Genomic DNA, 19,273 nt, shown 5'->3' on the forward strand with positions numbered 1-19,273 from the left:
GATGAATGTTGAATGAGAATACCCATAATCAATTCTGAATTATGGGTATTTTGATTTTTGATAACGCTTACTTAAGTTTGGTAAAATGGTAGAGAAAAGAAATAAAGGAGGAAAAAGGATGGGTAATAAGTTTTTGAAATCATCAATCTCGATGATGCTGTTGTGCATCATGGTGCTTGGGGCTTTTTTAAACCCTCAAATGCAAACGCTTGCACAAGAAAGCACAACCAAAGTTATCATTCATTATCAAGAATCTCCTGATAACCAGAAGGACTGGAATCTATGGGTCTGGCCAGAAAATGGGGACGGGTCCAGGTATGAATTTACAGGGGAAGATGCATTTGGAAAGACCGCAGAGGTGAAACTTAGCGGGATTCATCAGAAAGTGGGCTTTATTGTCCGTACGGATAGTTGGGAAAAGGATGGCGGAGACCGCTGGATCGACACTTCAAGTGGAATAGGTGAGGTCTGGGTCAAAGCAGGTGATGAAAAGACGTACACTTCGCCGCCTGATGGAGAGTACAGGGATTTCCCAAGTTTTGACCATGTTAAAGTCAAATTGCATTACCATCGGTACGATCAGAAGTATGATGGCTGGAATCTGTGGATGTGGAATCCGGAGCATGATGGGCAGCGCGTCAATTTTACTGGTGAAGACAGTTTCGGAAAAGTAGCAGAGCTTAATTTGGATGATGCTGACGGTATTCAAAAACTGGGATTCATTGTCCGAAAGAGTGTAGATGGCAACGATTGGTCTGCCAAAGATATCGATCATGACCGATTCATCACACGCTTCAATGAAGATGGAACTGCAGAGGTTTGGCTTGTCCAGGGACAGGAGAGTGTTTACCAGGATCCCGGTTTTGTAGACTTGAATCCGGTCATCACTCAAGCCTCAATGGACGGATTCAATCAAATAACGCTTGAAACCAATGTTCCATTTTCTTTGAAGGATTCTGCTGAAAGCATTAAGCTCGATGGAGCAGAAATCGAGAAAATCACACCATACAATGCAGAAGATGTGGATTTGCTCAATAAGGTACGTATTTTTACGAAAGAAAACCTGGATCTCTCCAAATCTTATAAAATTTCGATGGATGGGTATGGGGAAAAAGAGGTTGTACTGGGTAAAGTCATCCGCTCCAAAGAGTTTGATGACCAATTTTATTACGATGGCTGGCTCGGAAATCAGTATCAAAAAAATAAAACCGATTTTACGCTATGGGCACCGACGGCATCTGAAGCTCACCTAGTGGTTTATAAAGATACATCGTCAAATGAAGCAACGGAATTTCCGATGAAAAAAGGAAAGAAAGGCACTTGGACCGCTGGCCTTAAAGGCGATCAGGATGGCCTTGTCTATACGTATAAAGTGAAAATCGGTGGAGCTTGGACAGAAGCCGTAGATCCATATGTACGCGCCGCGACGATTAACGGCGACCGAGGTGTGGTTGTTAATTTGGATAATACGAATCCGAAGCATTGGAACAATCATGAAGCCAAATTGCCAAACCCCGAGGATGCGATCATCTACGAAGCTCACGTGAGGGATCTATCCATTTCTCCAGACAGCGGGATTGAGCATAAAGGAAAATTTCTGGGGATGACGGATAAAAACACAAAGGGAACAGAGGGAAATGCAACAGGTCTTTCCTATATCAAAAAGCTAGGTGTTACCCATGTTCAGTTCCTTCCGATCTTTGATTTCAATAGTGTGGACGAAACGAAGCTTGATCAGCCGCAGTACAATTGGGGCTATGATCCGAAGAACTATAATGTGCCAGAAGGGTCGTATTCAACAGATCCTGCAGATCCATATAAAAGAATCACAGAGTTGAAGTCTATGATACAAGCCCTCCATGACAATCAGCTGCGAGTAATCATGGACGTCGTGTACAACCATGTATTCAATGCCAATCAATCCAATTTCCAAAAGCTTGTACCAGGCTATTATTTCCGGTTCAATGAGGATGGGTCGTTTGCCAACGGAACAGGTGTCGGAAATGATACCGCATCTGAACGGAAAATGATGAGGAAATTCATTGTGGATTCTGTGTCGTATTGGGCAAAGGAATACCATATGGACGGGTTCCGCTTCGATTTGATGGGAATCCATGATACAAAGACCATGAATGAAGTGCGCCATGCATTAAATAAAATTGATCCTAGTATCATCGTTTTAGGTGAAGGATGGGATTTGAACACTCCATTGGATCCGGCTTTAAAAGCTGATCAAAAGAACGCCGAAGACATGCCGGGTGTGGCCCATTTCAATGACAGCATCCGTGATGCGATAAAAGGAAGCGTCTTTGATGATAGTGATAAAGGATTCGTCAACGGAAAAGCGGGCGTAGAGGATATCTTGAAGCAAGGGATTGAAGGCGGAATCCACTATCCTGATTCTATGGCGACTTACCGTGATCCGGAACAGGTGATCAATTATGCAGAAGCCCATGACAATCTGACTCTATGGGACAAGCTGCAGCTGACAAACCCTGAATCAGATACGGAAACATTGAAGCAAATGCATAAATTAGCCTCTTCCATTCTATTGACCTCTGAAGGCATTCCATTTATTCAAGCCGGCCAGGAGTTTATGAGGACGAAAAATGGCGACCACAACAGCTATCAATCTCCTGATTCTGTAAATCAATTGGATTGGAACAGAGCTGCGGAATTCCATTCGGAAGTGGACTATTTCAAAGGATTGATTGATCTAAGGAAGCATTATCAATCGTTCCGCATGACGACGGCTGCGGCCATCGAGAAGAATCTGAACTTCATGGACGCACCTGATCGTGTGGTAGCATATTCACTTAATGCGAAAGCTCTCCATGATAAAGCAAAAGAAATTGTAGTAATTCATAATGCGAATGAAGAAGGGCAACTGGTGTCACTTCCACAGAATGCAGCGTGGCATCTTTTGGTGGACGGACAGCAAGCAGGGGTGAAAACCGTTAAAGTGATTCATGGTAACAAAGTAATGGTGCCGGCTTTGTCGACGTTCGTACTGAAAAGATAGAATTAGATTAGATAGGGGGATTTCCCTCGACATAATTCGCCAAAAACCGGGCGGTGCTTGTCACTTTAGTGACGCCGCGCGGTTTTTTTGTGCATTTTTTGCTGTTTTTTATGAAAGTTATGGTAATATGAATCTATTAATAAGATACCATCTGGGTATTATGGAGGAGCAGCGATGGAAAAGGAACTGAAGTTAATCGGCAAGAGGATTCTAGAGCAAAAATATGAAATAGCGAAAAGGGTTCATCATGAACGGACATCCCATTTATCACCGGACCAATTAAAGAACTTTCCGTTAACTGAAAAGGAAATGATTGAAGTACGCGCCAATTTTGTCACCATCTTCGGAGAAGCTCTTCAAGGGGATGCAGAATTGGAAAAAGCGTATATCGACCTCTTCAATTGGGGTGAGCAGACTGGTGAGTTTGTTTATAAACTTGGTGTTCCTTTGGATGAAGCCTTGAAAGATACAACGTATTACCGTATGTTCATCCGAGACGCCATTAAGGACGGGGTGGAGGCGCAATCCCTCTCACTTGATCAAGCATTCAAGGTGCTGGATATCATCGATCCCTTGATGGATAAAGCTGTTTACTGCTTTAGCCTTACCTACATCCATTTCTATAAAGTCATGCTCGAATCGGCCAAGCATTCATTCTTGGAATTGTCTGTTCCAGTCGTTCCATTGACGAAGGGAATTGCCATCCTGCCGTTGATCGGCACCATCGATACCGAGCGGGCAGCCCTCTTGATGGAAGAAACGCTGAATCATGCAAGCAGGCTCCAGCTAAGCCATTTGATTCTCGATCTATCCGGCGTTCCAATCATTGATACGATGGTAGCGGATCAGATTTTTAAAGTGATCGATTCATTGAAGCTTTTAGGCGTTCAAGCCGTTATTACAGGTATCCGTCCTGAAATTGCCCAAACCGTGGTGCAGCTGGGGCTTGATTTTAAATCCATCATGGTCCGTTCGAACTTAAGCACGGCTATGAAAGAATTAGTCTTTGTTAAATAATAAATGCGTTTCCAAAAAACACATCTTAGTTGGAGATGTGTTTTTTTTTTTGCGAAAATTCTTGGAAAGATATGGTATAATAATGAAGTTGAATATTTAGAATACTTTCCCAGCACCATCAGAAAGAATTTGAAGGAGGGAAGTCTCTAATGAACAAAGGAAAATGGACTGCAGCGGGGATTACATTGTTTTTATTGGCATTCTTCCTGTTCCTCAATTGGCAGTATCCTTATTCGTTCATAAGTGTGAAAAAGTCCATCCGATTCCAACCTGACCCAAAAGTGGCAGAGGAATATAAAACAGATTTTCAGTCTTTTCGGCAACACTATTATTCGAATTCTGTTGAGCTTGCCAGTTTAACAGACAATCGAACAGAATTTGTCTTGAATGCATTTGATCAAAAGTGGCTTATGTCGAGCGAGCCCGTCACAATGGACAGCATGAAATTGAATGATATCCTGACAGAAGTGCAAGATGCACGAACGCTAATAATGGAATTGGCATTTAGAGAAACATACCCTCAAGAGACGAAAGAATACTTGAAAATTGCTCTTGAAAATAGTATTGAAATGGAGAGCTATCTATTGATGGTGAAAAATAACCCAAGTATTACGAGGGAACGCTCCAATTCAATGTTTCACCAGATGCACATGATGTTCCAAAACGAGCTGAAAATGTATGAGTCATTTTATGAGTCCTATCAGCAGTCTTATAAGAAATGATAACTACTATTAAAAAGGGGGCTTTATGGTGGTAAATATATCAAAGGAGGAGAATCAAAAGATGGAAGAAACGAAATACCAACAGGGAAATGTGGAAGCAAAACTGGATGAGATTTTAACGAGGCTGGATAGGCTTGAGAAGCAGGGGCAAAGACACGCTCCAAAAAGTTCAGGTGTGTGGGTGTTAGTGCCTGTTGTTGCTATTATCATGTGGGGACTGCAGAATATTTTTTAATCTTTAAAGGGATGGGAAAAGAGGAATCTTCCTTTTATGTCATCCTCTTTTTTATGCATTTTTTCCTTATTTTGATAGGCGGCATTAGAAAATATTGTTATAATTAATATCTGAATTTTCGGGATTAACTAGTAAGGAGGTAATTGAAACGATGAAAATTGTGAAGCAATGGAATAACGAAGACAGCGAGTTTATTAGAAAAAATGTGATTGAACATAATATGGCGTCTTTGCCGGAAGAAGTGAAATCACCGGTGGAAAATGTAAGCTTTGTGGTCCGGGATGAAAATGAACAGATTGTCGGCGGGGTGACGGGGACGATGTTCTGGCAGCACCTTCATGTCGATTTTCTCTGGGTGGATGAATTGATCCGAGAAGATGGGTACGGTACAAAGTTGATGAAGGAAATGGAGCAATGGGCAAGGGAGAAAAAGTGCAGGTTGATGGTGGTCGATACATTCAGCTTCCAGGCTCCAGGATTTTATCGTAAATTAGGCTTCCAGGAGTTCGGAGTTGTGGAAGATCATCCGAAGGGCTATAAACAGTATTATTTTGAAAAGCGATTAAGTTAATTTTGAATGTGGAGGCGCCATTATGGTTGAATTGGATTTTATGAAGTCGGAATACATACCATTTCTAAAAAACTATCATTTGGACACAGAACAAAGAGAATTTACCGCCATGCCGATGGGGGCGTTGGAGAAGTGCGAAAAAGATGTGGAACGCCATCCTATCGTAATTTTGTACAAAGGAGAGCCTGCTGGGTTCTTTGTGCTGCATGAAGGGGATGGGCCAAAAACGTATACAGATGATCCTCACGCACTTTTATTAAGGGCTTATTCCATCAGTACTTCCTTTCAAGGAAAAGGAATTGCCAAGGAATCCATGAAGCGGCTCCCGGGGTTTGTCCAGAAACATTTTCCAGATAAAAAAGAAGTCGTACTGGGGGTGAACCATGGCAATCAGCCGGCTAAAACCTTATATTTAAAGGCAGGGTTTGAAGATAGGGGCGGAAGATTCCATGGACGCAAAGGGGAGCAGTTTATTTTACATATGCCCATTTACTCTGTGAATGAATAAGGCTTTTTAAATTCCACGATATCCCTGCATACAACAGTACAGCCATTTGCTAAATTAAAATCAATGAGTTTATTTAGCAAAGGTGATGTTGATGTTCGCAAAGGAATTATTGTGGTTTCTTGGTATTTTAGTATTGTTTTTGACGGTTTTGCCATCTGTTTTGATGAGATTAGTAGAGAGAGGGCCAAAGTGGGAACGGAGATTAGAAAGATTATCGGATTGGCTCGATTCAAGAGACGATAAGAGGATGAAGCGAATCATTTCTCTCGTCACATTGATCATCGTTGCGATTCTTTGGTTTACTTCTCATTCTATGTAAAAATAATGTAAAAAATCAGCTGCCAATCTTCCTTTATTCTTCAATACTAGTAATAATGTTATTATAACGCTTCAAATTACATTAAAGGATGAATAGCATTCATGAAAAATAATGAAAAATCTTTTAGCAGGCTTCTCGAACTATTTTTGGTTTCATTAAAATTAGGATTTACCTCTTTTGGCGGTCCAATCGCACACTTAGGATATTTTCATAATGAATACATCCGCCGGCGGAAGTGGCTGGATGAAAAAAGCTATGCAGATCTAGTGGCACTGTGTCAATTCCTTCCGGGTCCGGCAAGCAGTCAGGTAGGCATCGGAATTGGAGTGATGAGAGCGGGTGTATTGGGAGGTATCACTGCCTTTATCGGATTCACCCTTCCATCTGTGATAGTTCTGATTCTGTTTGCTTTGCTGTTGAAAGGCTGGGAACTCGGGGACGCCGGATGGGTTCACGGTTTGAAAATCGTCGCTGTGGCGGTCGTTGCCCAGGCGATCATGGGGATGTCGGCAAAATTAGCGCCTGATCTAACGCGAAAAGCCATTGCTTTAATAGCACTTGTCATCACACTGCTTTTGCCAGCTTCCTTTACACAGGTCGGAATCATTCTTTTTTCGGCATTGATCGGATATATGTTGCTGAAAAATAATGATCCATCAGAAAGAGACTCCATTATGAGAATCCCTCTTACCCGAAAGTTTGGAGCGATCTGTTTAAGTTTGTTTTTGGCGCTCCTTCTGCTCCTTCCACTTGCAAGGGAAGCGACAGATTCAAAAGCAGTCGCGATGTTCGACAGTTTCTACCGCTCTGGTTCACTTGTTTTTGGAGGCGGTCATGTGGTGCTTCCGTTGTTGGAGAGGGAAGTAGTGCCAAATGGATGGGCGGAGAAGTCGAACTTTCTAGCAGGATACGGGGCAGCACAGGCAGTACCAGGACCGCTGTTCACATTTGCCGCTTATTTAGGTGCGGTGATCAGTGGGTGGAAGGGCGGACTCATTGCCACAGCCGCTATTTTCCTGCCAGCCTTTTTATTGATATTCGGAGCATTGCCGTTTTGGGATGCATTGAGAAAAAATCCAAAAATCCGCGGTTCCTTGGCAGGGGTCAATGCGGCTGTTGTGGGAATACTCATTGCCGCGTTCTATACACCAATCTGGACCAGTTCGATTCAGAAACCATCGGATTTTGCTTTCGCCGCTGTCTTATTCAGCCTACTTGTTTTTTGGAAGCTTCCGCCTTGGGTGATCGTCTTTGTAGGGGCAGTTGGGGGATTGTTGATTGGATAATTCTAATATAAAGACTCTATACGCAAACGGGATGAAAACAATCAAAACGCCGTCATCGCTTCCCGATTACTTTTCAAAGTTATAATCTTATTCTAACAAAACAGTTTAGTTCAATTACAATTTTTAGAAAATTAATAATATCAAACCTATTGACTAAACAATTTGATTTGACTAAAATAGTTTTTAATTATAAAAACCGGAATATACAGCGTTGAAGAGAAGAGTAATTTTGATTAATTATTTTCAGAGAGCTCCTGTTGGTGGAATGGAGTAATAATTAACTTGATGAAAAAAGCCTCGGAGCTTCGCACGGATCTAAGTTTGGTTATTCTTAGTGATACTGCGACGGGATCTCCCGATATAGAGATAAGGTATAATCATTTATTTAATTGACGTACCTGAAGAGGTTGATATGGTAACATATCAACAAACTGAGGTGGTACCACGAAGCTAAACTCTCGTCCTCAAGATGAACAATCTTGGGGGTGGGAGTTTTTTTGTTGATAAAAATACCTTGTTTTATTGAAAAATGATCAAATAACAGGAGGTAAATAAAATGACCAACGAACAAAGAATAAGAAGAATCGAGAAACTAGAAACTTTAATATCTCAGGGAATTTCAGCCTATCCCGAAAAATTTACAGCAAACTACGAACCTAGCGAAGCCGCACGACTTGAAGATGGTACAACTGAAGTAAGAGTTGCTGGGCGAATAATGAGTGTCCGGAATTTTAGTAAACTGAGTTTTATTACGATCTCAAACATCAATGGAAGCCTTCAACTACTTTTAAAAAGAGAAGAAGTTGGTGATGAGGCATTTGAACAATTCTTTGAGTTTGTAGATATTGGGGATTTTATAGGTGCTAACGGGCGAATGTATTCGACTAAAACAGGTGAAAAAACATTGCGTATCGAAAGCTATGTATTTCTTGGAAAGGCATTAAGAACTTTGCCTGAGAAGTGGCATGGATTAAGTAATGTTGAACTTAGATACAGACAGCGTTACCTAGATTTACTGATGACAACAGACACTCAAAGACGATTGCTTAGCAGATCAAGTATGGTTCGTGCAATTCGTAGATTTTTTGAAGATAAAGGCTTTTTGGAAGTTGAAACACCAGTCTTGCAACATACATCTTCGGGTGCAATAGCAGAACCTTTTAAAACGTTTCATAACGCTTTGGACACTGAATTAAATTTAAGAATAGCCCCTGAAACCTATTTGAAGCGATTAATTGTAGGTGGTTTTACCAAAGTATTTGAATTTGCAAAGTGTTTCAGAAATGAAGGAATCAGCCCTCAACATCTTCAAGAGTTTACAATGGTTGAAGGCTATGCGGCATACTGGAATTATGAGGATACAATGAAATTAATGCGTGAAATGCTTCTGAATGTTCTCCAACAAACCTTTAATACAACGACAATAATGTTACAAGGTCAAGCTATTGATTTTTCATTAAAGTGGGAAGTTGTTTCTTTCCGAGATTTAATTTTAAAAGACACAGGGATTGATATTGACCTTTTTCCTGAGGTTAAAGATTTGTATCAAGAAACTAAGAGAAAAAATCTCCATTTAGAACATCCTGATATTGAGTCATTGGGGAGAGGTAATTTCATTGATCTTCTTTACAAGAGAATGTGCAGACCTCACCTTATTAAGCCAACATTCTTAATTCAGCACCCTATTGATTTATCTCCACTTGCTCGTGCCAATGATAAAAACCCTACTATAACAGATCGATTTCAATTGGTGGTGAACGGTGCTGAAATTATAAATGCCTATTCTGAGTTAGTTGATCCACTTGAACAAAGAAGAAGGCTGCAGGAACAAGCTCTTCTTAAAAGCAATGGAGATTTAGAAGCGATGGAGATGGATGAAGATTATTTAGCTGCTATGGAATATGGAATGCCTCCAATTTCAGGTTGGGGATTTGGAATTGAACGTTTGTTAATGGTGCTAACTGATAGTGATACTATTAAGGATTGCGTTTTGTTTCCATTGACAAAAAAATTATAATCAACAATACGAGCGTATATTAAGTTATAGGTGGCAGACTGAAATCTCAATTACCACCTTATTTAGATAATAAAAAATAAAAGCCCACGTTTTGAATCAAAAACAGATTTTAAAGAAAACGATTTGCTTAAATCACTCGACAAAAAGACGAGGAAGGATAAAGATATTACACCACTAATAGGTGAAATATTGACTTAATCTAAGTTTGTGAAAAAATGCACTTAAAGTAACGGTGAGCGTTAGTTGAAGTAGAAAGAAGAGATAAATTAAGGACCACACAAATTAGATATGACTTAAATGTGTGGTCCTTTTAAAATCAACTGTTTCACTTATCTATCCTAAGTATAATACGAATAGAGACTTTTTGTTATCTCTCCATTATTTATTCGTTTTTATTATCCTCTTTGCCCATTAGTGAAGCTGCGATAGCACAGAAGATATCGCCAATCAATGAAAAGATAGCCGCCATTGTTACCATTCCCTTCTTTTTAATACCACCCACTCAGTGAGAATACGTATCTCCTTCTTTTATGTTCAAAATTTGATTATTGATTGAAATCGTATGGTTATCCACCCATTTTACATCGGCATGGTCCATCGGGGATTGATAATATATCGTTTTTTTTAACCATAAGGGACCATCTAATTTGCCGAGCACACTAAATGATGTAGCGGCACCGCCGTTAATCAAATAGAATTCTACCTTATAGTTGTCATCCGGAGACACCGCTGTTTTAATTAATTCCTCTGAAATAAATAGAAATCGAATGACACCCAGAAAGAAAATCCCTGATAGCATCAGCGACAGAATAACTGTAAACCAACTTCGAAATCTTGATCGTCTACTTGTTTTATCCTTAAATCCTATTATCCCGAGTATAAAGGAAATGACAGATATGAACCAAAAAATGTAAGGAGGGGCTATCGACCAGTCAGAATAAATCAGACTCAATAAAAACAATAGCGAAAGCAAACTTAAATAAAATGACCACAAATTATATCTTTGAGACATAATTTCTCCTTTCCGTTTGAGAACTTGAATTACTACTATATATTGCATTCTCGCTGATGATTAAACTCAATTTCAATCTTGCTAGCCATTCGTGTGAAGTGCCATTTTGCCTTGAAACGCCATTAATTTCTTCATGGTATTCCAACCCTTCGACAGCAGAATACTCGACACTCAAATGTCCAATTCTACGAACAATCATAGCCCATTCAGCATCCGTCATTTTTTCTTTTGAATGCTCATTTATTAATTCCGCACTTTGTCTGGAAAAAGAGCAAGATCCAGCAGTAATATCAACAGTTTTTCCTAATTCCAAGGAACAAATTTTATTGCTGATTTTCTCCGTCTCTATCCATTCCTCAGGGTGGGTATTCATAGCTCTGTCTGTGCGGCCAAGGATCTGATAGTCATAATGAGGAATTTCGGCAACAATAGTTCTTAACTCGTCCAAGTAGGTTTTCCCCCAAGTTAATAAGCGGTCAAAATCACAGTAATGAAAATAATCGTTATCTCCTGAGAGTCCGAAATTGACCACTTCTCTTCGTGCTTGTGCCGCTCCTAGTTTAGGAATAATCTTCACATTAAACTTGCTTCTTTCCATTTCCTTTATCAATTCAGAGGAAGACTGGTCGCTGATTGTAATAAATAGAGCAGGGTAAATTTCTTCCAAATCCTCTTGTAATGCTTTAAAAAAATTTATATTTTTGCCGTTCGGATCATGTGTGACGGTCAGAAGTCCGATGTTGGACATATTTTTCACCTCGTTAGCAGATTTCAATTTGATAAATATGATAGACTGTTATTATCAAAATTTACCAAATATTCGTTTTATATGCAAATGACCGTTAAGGGAAGAAGGAGACTGAAATTGAAAAAAAGACTTGTCATTATTACGGTTGGCAAAACACATAGCGGGAAAACAACTTTTGCCAAGGAATTAGAAAAGAAACTGGCGAATGGTGTTGTCATAGATCAAGACAATCATGCTCAATTCATTCAAACTCATTATCAATCACTCGTGCCAAATCAAGGGGCAAATACCTTGAAGCATGCTGTTTCCAGACTAATTGTCGATTATGCGAAGGAGCATTCGGAGTGCGATTTTATTATTTGTAATTCCAATTTAAGCAGAACTGATCGGGAATATTTGCTTAATGAGTTGTTTGATAGACAAAAATTTGTGCGCATTCTTGTTCATTTTGATCTCCCGGTAGAAGTTTTGAATGAAAGGGTGGCATCCACGAAAAGGAGTACGAACATTTTTAGAGATGACAGCATTTCATTTGAACAATTACTGCAAAGTCAGCGGGAAGAAGTTCCAGTTGAAGGGGAAGCGGAGTACTTATTTACTATAAATAATTGTGAGGAAGTTAATAGAGTGATGGAAGAAATTTTAGCAGTTGCTAACGAACGAGTAGAGGTGGATTCATATGAAAATCATTGATACTGTGCCGTATTTCATTAAAAACTATGAACCTTCATTGGATTTTCTTAGAAATTATCATTCTCGCTACCCTGATATTTTCCATGAATACTTTTCATATCATTGTCAAAATACAGATGAAAGGCTGCTGGCTTCCATAGAAAAATACCAGCATCATTTGGAGTCCATAAGGGAAGGGCATTAAGTGATTGTCCCCGTTATTGAAGAGGTTGTAGAAGCCTACAGGGAATTCTACGGAGTTCACTTTCCTATTGAAGTTAATTTGATCATTGGCGGATTTGGATCAAATGCCTATACCTACCGCCAAGTGATTCCAAATATATCATTTGCGCTGGAACGGCTATCTTCAAATTCAGAACATCTAAAGGTAATAGCCGCACACGAATTTGGTCATGCAGCACATAATATTCTTTCTGACCAAGCAGGAATGAATTGGAGAGAATTGAAATGGGCCAGCCCTCTTACTTGGTTTATTCAAGAAGGAGCGGCTATTCATTTTTCGAGGATCATTGCAGCTGGATTATATCCTTCCGTTTATTTTCATTTTAATGACGAAGGAGACGAATGGCTTTCTTTTGCTGAATCGAACAAGGAAATGATTAAAAATAGGTTTTTCGAAGATTACAAGAAAGAATCTGCGTCAAACCTGTTTCTTGAATGGTTTTCTATCAGAGGTGGGAAAACGTTTGGATATGACCGCCTGGGCTATTTTCTCGCTGATATGTTCTTTCAGAATTTGATCCAAAGTAAAGGAGAATTAGAAGCCGTCACAGCTTGGAAGGAAAAGGATTTTGAAGATATGGTACTAAATTGGATGGAAAATTAGGGAAGACAATGGACTAAATGATTGAAATGGGGGATAAGATGACCTATACACCACCAAAACATATTGTTTCAGCAGCCACAATTGTCATTAATGACAATAAGGAAATTTTACTGATCAAAGGTCCAAGAAGAGGTTGGGAAATGCCGGGTGGACAAGTGGAAGAAGGGGAGTCTCTAAAAGACGCAGCTATCCGGGAAACAAAAGAGGAGTCTGGAATCGATGTTGAAGTAATTAAATTTTGTGGAATCTTTCAGAACGTAAACAAATCGATATGCAACACACTATTCCTGGCAAAACCAGTAGGCGGAGAACTAACAACGAGTCCAGAGAGTATAGAGGTTGGCTACTTTCCGATTGAGCAAGCATTGGAAATGGTGACCATTGCGAACTTCAGACAAAGAATTGAGTTATGTTTAGATGAAAGCTGCCATCCATTTTACATAGGATTTTAAAAGGAAACTTCTTCAATATGAAGTTCCCTAATTTAGTTTAGACGCTAATGGCTGTTCCTTATAAAAGCGAAATAGTAAGTGGTAAAACAATATACTGACAAGTGAAAAGCCGAGTATGAGTGTGAAGATCCCCATTGGTGCAATCCAGCTTGAAAGGAACACGGTGATGGGAGCTAGAAATTTGCCGATTGTGTACTGTAAGCTGTCGGCTCCCATGTACTGTCCGCGGGCATGCTCTGGTGCATAGCGGCTGATGAAGCTTTGGGTGACAGGGGAGCGGACCATTTCCCCGAATGTAAAGATGATGGTCACGAAAAATAAGTACCAGATGTTTGTGTTCAGTCCGACGAGAAATGTTCCGCCGCCCGCCATCAAGGAAGAGAGGATAAATACATTTCGTTCCTTCCAATTCCCGAACCATTTGGTGACAGGCAGGATGAACAGGACAAATAATAGGCCGTTGAATCCAAGCACCCACCCAAATACTTCTGTGCTGCTGATATGGAATGACCAATGGTTCCAGGTGAAAAGTGCCTGACCTGGAACGTGGTTGATGATGTAGACGGGTAGATACAGGTCGAGCTGCATGATCGCGACGAGCGAAAATATGCCTGCAATGATATAAAATAAAAATATTTTATCGCGAAAAATGATGCCGTAGCCTTTCCATTGTTCTTTCAACTCGGTTGAAATCGGTCGTTTTTCTTGAATATCTACTCTAATTGGCATAGATTCATGGACGATTAAGTAGATGGCGATGAAATAGCCAAGCATCACCACTGCACATGTCCATAGGAGCTCTTGACGGTAATGGAAGAAGAAAATGGCGCCGAGCAGTGGTCCAAGAATGGCACCAATGTTATTTGCAGTTGTAAAAGTGGCAAAGATCTCACGAAGTTCTTTAGGAGGTGCGAGGTCTGCCACCATGGACTGGCTTGCTGGACGATAGATCGCACCCCCAATCCCGATGCCGATGAACGCAATGTAGTCAATCCAATGCGATCCCGACAATGCGAATAAAGCAAACATGATTGTTTGCAGCAGGGCTCCGAACAACATAACCGGCCTTCTTCCCACCCGGTCTGAAAGCGCTCCTCCAAGTAAACTTCCCCAAAGGCTGAAGAGAGGAGGGACAGTCATCAGCATCCCCGCTATACTTTTTCCAAAAGCCCCGCTGAAATAGACCGTAATGAACGGGAAATACATCCAAAAAAGCATATTGAATAACCCTTCCCCGATCAGCCTCACTTTTAGATTTGTATCCCAATAGCGTATCTTCATAGCGTTCTCCTTATTTATGTAATTAAAAACGGGCCGGTAACAACACTATATGGAAAATTTTCAAATAAATATAGACTTATATTGATAAATTATCTATACTAATATTATAGAACACGAATAACAACAGCTCTATTTGAATTGTATCATAAAACGAACACACGTTCTGAAGGCGCATCTTAAAAATGCGTCTTTTTTGTATTTTCCTGGGGTTCTGTAAGTACACATTTTTAATTCCTAATAGATTTGTCCAAGCTCTTTCTCTTTTTTCGCATAGTCTATCAATGAAAGGGAATTCTCTCTTATTTTGCGCAAGAAAGGAGGATTTGGTCATGTCATACGGTGAACATGGGTATTGCTGTGATGATAGTTGGGATACTTATCATGAGTACGATAAGTGCGGGTGCCACGAACATCATGAGGATAAAAAGAAGAAATGCGAAGGCTGTGTCTGCGATTTGCTGAAGAACCTTCATAAAGGGACAAAAGTGGACATTTTCTTGAAAGGCTCGAAAGAAATCAAGGGATTAGTATTTGTTTGTTTGAATGAGAAAAACTGCTGTGCCAGTTTTGTAGAAAAGTGTGCGGGATCCATTCTCATTTTGGATTGCCAGGCGATTGAAGGCATCAGAATTCAAAGAAATTGCAGCTGCTGAATATAATGGAAGTCAAGCTCTCAATTAGACTGAGAGCTTTTTTTGATTATACAAATGGCTCTTTTCTCAAAGTTTGTTCCTTTAAGCAATAAAACAGGGTAATTTAAGCAATCTATGCAGAGACTTTAGCTCGAAAAGAGCCTAGATTCTACATTTCAACGCGCAAAACAGGTATTTTCACGTTAAAATCGGCATTAAGATCTAACAACAAAGGTTACGAAAACAGCCTTACAAATAGAATAAGAGTATTAAAATACATGCCCCTGCTATGAGCCGGATGATATGATGCTTAATATTTATTTTTCCATACATATGAAATCCGTTCAGCATTGCTAGAAAATGTATGGCAATAAAGCAGGAAATTAGGGTGGCCATCCCGAAAAAGGTACGGTAAAAGAAACTAAGCCCGATTATAGATGCACCAATTAATCCCAGAATGATAGAAGATGACAGTGGGATTTTCTTCTCCTTCATCTGTACCAAGCAGGCAGCTATGGTCAGAACACCGTAGATTACGCACATCCCTAGACCAATCCATTCCCATTTCATGTTCTGATTCCCCCCAACAAGAGTTTTCATTTTCAGTTAACACCGTCGGGTAGACCCTACGTCAACACCTTGAAAGGAAGAAGTTCCATGAAAATCGGCAAATTTGCAGAATTGATGAAAACAACCAAACATACGGTGCGCCATTATGAGGAATTGGAGCTGTTGACACCGGAGTGGGATGGTCCGTATAAAAAGTATGGGGAAAAAGAGATTGCCGATTTTCGAGTGATTCTTGAGATGAAAGATCTTGGCCTAGCTCTCGTGGAGATCCAATCATTATTTAAGTTGAAACAAGCTTTAGGCTGCGGGGATTTGGGGTTGCTGAAACAGGTCCTTAATCAATTAGAGGAATATGCAGAGGGGCTTAAAAAGCAAGAGGAAGATTTGAAAGCCAGACGACTGATTCTTGAAGAGGAACTAGATGAAATTAGAGATTATTTTTCTAGTGTAAATCATGATAAATGAGGAGATGGATGTTATGTCTAGAAAAGAATTGCTATTAAATGTTTTGAGTTCGACATTTGACCAAGAGAGCTGGTATGCTCCTTTGAAACCTTCCATTGAAGGCACTACTGCCGAACAAGCCTGCTGGAAGCCGACAGGGGAGGCAGCGAAATCGATTTGGCAGAATGTGAATCACATTATGTATTATAAAGAGAGACTTGTCGCCAACTTAGAAGGCAGCGAGTGGCCATACAAACTCAGTGGGAATGAGAATTTCGATTTTACAAAGCAATCAAATGTTGAGAATGAGTGGAAAAAAGTCATTGAACGGGTAGAAGATGCTCATTTGAAACTCAAGAGCCTGCTGATGGAAAAAACAGATGAAGAGCTAAGTGAGCTGGAAGGGGAATTAATGGATATCTTTCTTCATGATGCCTATCACACAGGGCAGATCATGCAGATTAGAAAATTGCAGGGAGCTTGGCCGTCGAATAGATAGACAATAGAATGGAAATCGAAGTTTCAAAGTTTCTTCTAAAGTGTTATTATTTAAAAAAATGAAAGGAGTGATTTTAGTGGAAAAAACTTTGAAATTAATTCTCAATGAATTAATAGAACTTAAAGAAGGACAACATGAGCTGAAGGTAGATATATCAGGTATTAAAGTGGATATGATAAATGTAAAAGGAGATTTGTCGAATGTTAAAGGAGATTTGTCGAATGTTAAAGGAGATATATCAGATGTTAAAGTAGATATGTCGAATGTTAAAGGAGATTTATCAGATGTTAAAGTAGATATGATAAATGTAAAAGGAGATTTATCAGATGTTAAAGTAGATATGATAAATGTAAAAGGAGATTTATCAGATGTAAAAGGAGATTTGTCAGATGTTAAAGTAGATATGTCCAATGTAAAAGGAGATTTATCAGATGTAAAAGGAGATTTGTCAGATGTTAAAGTAGATATGTCCAATGTAAAAGGAGATTTATCAGATGTTAAAGTAGATATGTCCAATGTAAAAGGAGATTTGTCAGATGTTAAAGTAGATATGTCCAATGTAAAAGGAGATTTGTCAGATGTTAAAGTAGATATGTCCAATGTAAAAGGAGATTTATCAGATGTTAAAGTAGATTTGTCGAATGTTAAAGGAAATATATCAAATATTAAAGTAGATATGTCAAATATTAAAAATAATCTTATTAATGGTCTTGGTCCATATTTTGAACAAATTGAGAAACATATTGATGTAAAAACCGATGAACTTAAAGAATCATTAAATCCCCAGCAAAGAGTTATTGATACTTTAGCAGTCCGTTCTATTAAACAAGAAAGTGAAATCAAAGACTTTAAACGCATTTTGAAAAACCAATAATAGCGAATATCCCCATTCTCTCTCCAAATATCCGCAAATAATATCCCACATAATCGTTGACCCGGCCACAGAACTGTTCTAGATTATTATAAACTGAACTTTCAATTTGTCGTATCTCCATCCCTATTTTCCTCCAATGTTTGATAATGAACAATTTTCTCCTCAATTTTTTTCAGATTTTCTTGCAGCCATTTAATCTCCTTTTGTACATTTTTTTGATGGGATACTAGAAGCTCCCGTCTTGCAGAAATAGTTTCATCCCCAGTGCTCCGTAGTGCCGAGAAGATCTTCATGTTTTCAATAGACATGCCAGTGTCCTTCAACCTGATCAGAAACTCAGTCCATAGAACATCTTTTTCCTCGTATTGGCGGTAGCCATTTTCATCCCTTTTTACATCTTTTAATAATCCAATTTTTTCATAGTAACGAAGTGTATGGACCGATAAACCTGTTTGATCGGCCATTTTTTGTATGGTAAGTATTTTTGTCTTCATAGGAAAATTATAACATAATCGTGCTTGCTATAGAGTGAACTCTAACGTTTATTCTGAGAAAGGATTAAACGAAAGGGGAAATGAAAATGGATGATAATCGCTTTGAAAAAGGTTGGGCAGTATTAATGGAAGTGGATGGGGAAGGCGGTCAGAGAGTCATTGAGTCCTTAAAGGAGATTGCCCCGGACTTAGGGAAATATGTGGTGGAATTTGCTTTCGGGGATATTTATTCACGAGAAGGACTTGATTTAAAGCAGAGGCAGCTCGTAACATTAACAGCACTTACGGTACTGGGCGGATGTGAGCCTCAGCTCAAGGTACATCTAAAGGCAGGATTAAATGTAGGGCTCACGCAAAAAGAAATTGTAGAGGCAATAATGCATTGTGGCCCATATGTTGGCTTTCCAAGAGTGTTGAATGCCATCTTCACAGCAAAAGAAGTGTTCCAGGGGGAGTAAATTAGTTTTTACAAGCCCAATTTGCCCAAAATTCCGCTAATGCCTATGCCGGCATCCAACTTCTAATCATTTAATGAAATTAGGAATTTTTTTATGGATAGTGAAAGAAGGGAATGAAGGCAATGTCCGATCACCACGATCATGATGAAAGTCTTGATGAGCAAATGATTGAGGAAATAGAAGTGGATGAGGGTGGAGAGACGACTACATGTGTTTCCATTGTTCATCAGAATGTTTGTGTGGAAGCTCTCGTTACGATCAAACCAAGGGTGACCATTGGAGACAGGGTGAAAATTAAATGCGGGAAAACACATATATCCAAGAATCATAATGATCCGCATTCGTCCCAATCTGGTCCTAAGACGATGAGAAAAGCAACATCGTATGATTTAAACTGTCATCATGAGGATGATTGTACGTTTTCTGTCAGCCAGGAATTATGTATTGCGATTCCGCTGGTTTTTAGTGCAGATGCTTTTGTGAAGCCAGATAAAGTGGCCTGTGATAAACCAGGTCTTGGACCATGCTCCCATTATGATGAAGATGATGCAGGTAGACCAGAATATGATGAGGATGATGATTATTGAAGAAAG

The 19,273-nt window shown here is 39.5% G+C and carries 24 protein-coding genes and 1 other annotated feature; of the genes, 19 read left to right on the forward strand and 5 right to left on the reverse strand.

Features of this window, described 5'->3' with window-relative positions:
* Nucleotides 1-118 precede the first annotated feature (118 nt).
* From pulA to lysS, 9 genes are all read left to right on the forward strand, one after another.
* Nucleotides 119-3,022 (forward strand): type I pullulanase, encoded by a 2,904-nt coding sequence (gene pulA, locus DFR59_RS04510; RefSeq protein ID WP_245948367.1) that lies wholly within the window; start codon nt 119-121, stop codon nt 3,020-3,022.
* Nucleotides 3,023-3,196: 174 nt separating this feature from the next.
* Nucleotides 3,197-4,039: an STAS domain-containing protein gene (locus DFR59_RS20490; RefSeq protein ID WP_114744432.1), complete on the forward strand. Its 843-nt coding sequence runs from the start codon at nt 3,197-3,199 to the stop codon at nt 4,037-4,039.
* Between the two features lie 149 nt (nt 4,040-4,188).
* Nucleotides 4,189-4,761 (forward strand): hypothetical protein, encoded by a 573-nt coding sequence (locus DFR59_RS04520; RefSeq protein WP_114744433.1) that lies wholly within the window; start codon nt 4,189-4,191, stop codon nt 4,759-4,761.
* A 61-nt stretch (nt 4,762-4,822) separates the two neighbouring features.
* Nucleotides 4,823-4,996, forward strand: a complete 174-nt coding sequence (locus tag DFR59_RS20010; RefSeq protein WP_158538315.1) for a hypothetical protein — start codon at nt 4,823-4,825, stop codon at nt 4,994-4,996.
* A gap of 151 nt (nt 4,997-5,147) precedes the next feature.
* A complete protein-coding gene (locus DFR59_RS04530) occupies nt 5,148-5,567 on the forward strand; it encodes a GNAT family N-acetyltransferase (protein WP_114744435.1) in 420 nt (139 codons plus the stop codon).
* A 22-nt stretch (nt 5,568-5,589) separates the two neighbouring features.
* Nucleotides 5,590-6,075, forward strand: coding sequence for a GNAT family N-acetyltransferase (locus DFR59_RS04535; protein ID WP_114744436.1), 486 nt, complete (start codon nt 5,590-5,592; stop codon nt 6,073-6,075).
* A gap of 91 nt (nt 6,076-6,166) precedes the next feature.
* Nucleotides 6,167-6,394, forward strand: a complete 228-nt coding sequence (locus DFR59_RS04540) for a hypothetical protein (protein WP_114744437.1) — start codon at nt 6,167-6,169, stop codon at nt 6,392-6,394.
* A gap of 101 nt (nt 6,395-6,495) precedes the next feature.
* A complete protein-coding gene (locus DFR59_RS04545; protein ID WP_114744438.1) occupies nt 6,496-7,680 on the forward strand; it encodes a chromate transporter in 1,185 nt (394 codons plus the stop codon).
* Between the two features lie 202 nt (nt 7,681-7,882).
* Nucleotides 7,883-8,149 (forward strand) — a binding site (T-box leader).
* A gap of 87 nt (nt 8,150-8,236) precedes the next feature.
* Nucleotides 8,237-9,697 (forward strand): lysine--tRNA ligase, encoded by a 1,461-nt coding sequence (gene lysS / locus DFR59_RS04550; protein WP_114744439.1) that lies wholly within the window; start codon nt 8,237-8,239, stop codon nt 9,695-9,697.
* A 502-nt stretch (nt 9,698-10,199) separates the two neighbouring features.
* On the opposite strand, the gene DFR59_RS20015 is transcribed toward lysS, so the two are convergent.
* Together DFR59_RS20015 and DFR59_RS04560 are read right to left on the reverse strand one after the other, a co-directional pair.
* Nucleotides 10,200-10,709, reverse strand: a complete 510-nt coding sequence (locus DFR59_RS20015) for a DUF5412 family protein (RefSeq protein ID WP_158538316.1) — start codon at nt 10,707-10,709, stop codon at nt 10,200-10,202.
* On the reverse strand, nt 10,693-11,457 hold the full coding sequence (locus tag DFR59_RS04560; protein ID WP_114744440.1) for a hypothetical protein: 765 nt from the start codon (nt 11,455-11,457) through the stop codon (nt 10,693-10,695). Before DFR59_RS04560 ends, DFR59_RS20015 begins: the two co-directional genes overlap by 17 nt.
* A 117-nt stretch (nt 11,458-11,574) precedes the next feature.
* Between DFR59_RS04560 and DFR59_RS04565 the strand changes: the two genes are divergently transcribed.
* The 4 genes from DFR59_RS04565 to DFR59_RS04575 are packed head-to-tail and all read left to right on the forward strand — an operon-like array spanning nt 11,575 to nt 13,428.
* Nucleotides 11,575-12,150, forward strand: coding sequence for an ATP-binding protein (locus tag DFR59_RS04565; protein ID WP_245948368.1), 576 nt, complete (start codon nt 11,575-11,577; stop codon nt 12,148-12,150).
* Entirely contained in the window at nt 12,137-12,334 is a 198-nt protein-coding gene (locus DFR59_RS20375; RefSeq protein WP_245948369.1) for a hypothetical protein, read from the forward strand. The genes DFR59_RS04565 and DFR59_RS20375 overlap by 14 nt, the downstream gene beginning before the upstream one ends.
* A complete protein-coding gene (locus DFR59_RS04570; RefSeq protein ID WP_245948370.1) occupies nt 12,335-12,976 on the forward strand; it encodes a hypothetical protein in 642 nt (213 codons plus the stop codon).
* Between the two features lie 38 nt (nt 12,977-13,014).
* Nucleotides 13,015-13,428 (forward strand): NUDIX hydrolase, encoded by a 414-nt coding sequence (locus DFR59_RS04575; protein ID WP_245948371.1) that lies wholly within the window; start codon nt 13,015-13,017, stop codon nt 13,426-13,428.
* 27 nt (nt 13,429-13,455) lie between these two features.
* Here the strand turns inward: DFR59_RS04575 and DFR59_RS04580 are convergent, their stop codons facing one another.
* Nucleotides 13,456-14,709, reverse strand: coding sequence for an MDR family MFS transporter (locus tag DFR59_RS04580; RefSeq protein ID WP_114744441.1), 1,254 nt, complete (start codon nt 14,707-14,709; stop codon nt 13,456-13,458).
* A gap of 329 nt (nt 14,710-15,038) precedes the next feature.
* On the opposite strand from DFR59_RS04580, the gene DFR59_RS04585 reads away from it, so the two are divergent.
* Nucleotides 15,039-15,362 carry a hydrolase gene (locus DFR59_RS04585; RefSeq protein WP_114744442.1) on the forward strand — a complete coding sequence of 108 codons (324 nt, stop codon included), beginning with the start codon at nt 15,039-15,041 and terminating at the stop codon, nt 15,360-15,362.
* Between the two features lie 228 nt (nt 15,363-15,590).
* Here DFR59_RS04585 and DFR59_RS04590 read toward each other — a convergent pair whose 3' ends face one another.
* Nucleotides 15,591-15,911 carry a hypothetical protein gene (locus DFR59_RS04590; RefSeq protein ID WP_114744443.1) on the reverse strand — a complete coding sequence of 107 codons (321 nt, stop codon included), beginning with the start codon at nt 15,909-15,911 and terminating at the stop codon, nt 15,591-15,593.
* Between the two features lie 87 nt (nt 15,912-15,998).
* Between DFR59_RS04590 and DFR59_RS04595 the strand changes: the two genes are divergently transcribed.
* From DFR59_RS04595 to DFR59_RS04605, 3 genes are all read left to right on the forward strand, one after another.
* The gene (locus DFR59_RS04595; protein ID WP_114744444.1) at nt 15,999-16,376 is read left to right on the forward strand and encodes a MerR family transcriptional regulator; all 378 of its coding nucleotides are present in this window, start codon (nt 15,999-16,001) and stop codon (nt 16,374-16,376) included.
* A gap of 13 nt (nt 16,377-16,389) precedes the next feature.
* Nucleotides 16,390-16,854 (forward strand): DinB family protein, encoded by a 465-nt coding sequence (locus DFR59_RS04600; protein ID WP_114744445.1) that lies wholly within the window; start codon nt 16,390-16,392, stop codon nt 16,852-16,854.
* Between the two features lie 76 nt (nt 16,855-16,930).
* The gene (locus DFR59_RS04605) at nt 16,931-17,728 is read left to right on the forward strand and encodes a hypothetical protein (RefSeq protein ID WP_114744446.1); all 798 of its coding nucleotides are present in this window, start codon (nt 16,931-16,933) and stop codon (nt 17,726-17,728) included.
* Between the two features lie 101 nt (nt 17,729-17,829).
* Here DFR59_RS04605 and DFR59_RS04610 read toward each other — a convergent pair whose 3' ends face one another.
* On the reverse strand, nt 17,830-18,222 hold the full coding sequence (locus DFR59_RS04610; RefSeq protein WP_114744447.1) for a MerR family transcriptional regulator: 393 nt from the start codon (nt 18,220-18,222) through the stop codon (nt 17,830-17,832).
* 86 nt (nt 18,223-18,308) lie between these two features.
* Between DFR59_RS04610 and DFR59_RS04615 the strand changes: the two genes are divergently transcribed.
* On the forward strand, nt 18,309-18,680 hold the full coding sequence (locus DFR59_RS04615) for a carboxymuconolactone decarboxylase family protein (RefSeq protein WP_114744448.1): 372 nt from the start codon (nt 18,309-18,311) through the stop codon (nt 18,678-18,680).
* A 122-nt stretch (nt 18,681-18,802) separates the two neighbouring features.
* Nucleotides 18,803-19,267: a hypothetical protein gene (locus DFR59_RS04620; protein WP_114744449.1), complete on the forward strand. Its 465-nt coding sequence runs from the start codon at nt 18,803-18,805 to the stop codon at nt 19,265-19,267.
* Nucleotides 19,268-19,273: the final 6 nt, after the last annotated feature.

This window comes from Falsibacillus pallidus (assembly GCF_003350505.1).
Taxonomy (GTDB): domain Bacteria; phylum Bacillota; class Bacilli; order Bacillales; family DSM-25281; genus Falsibacillus; species Falsibacillus pallidus.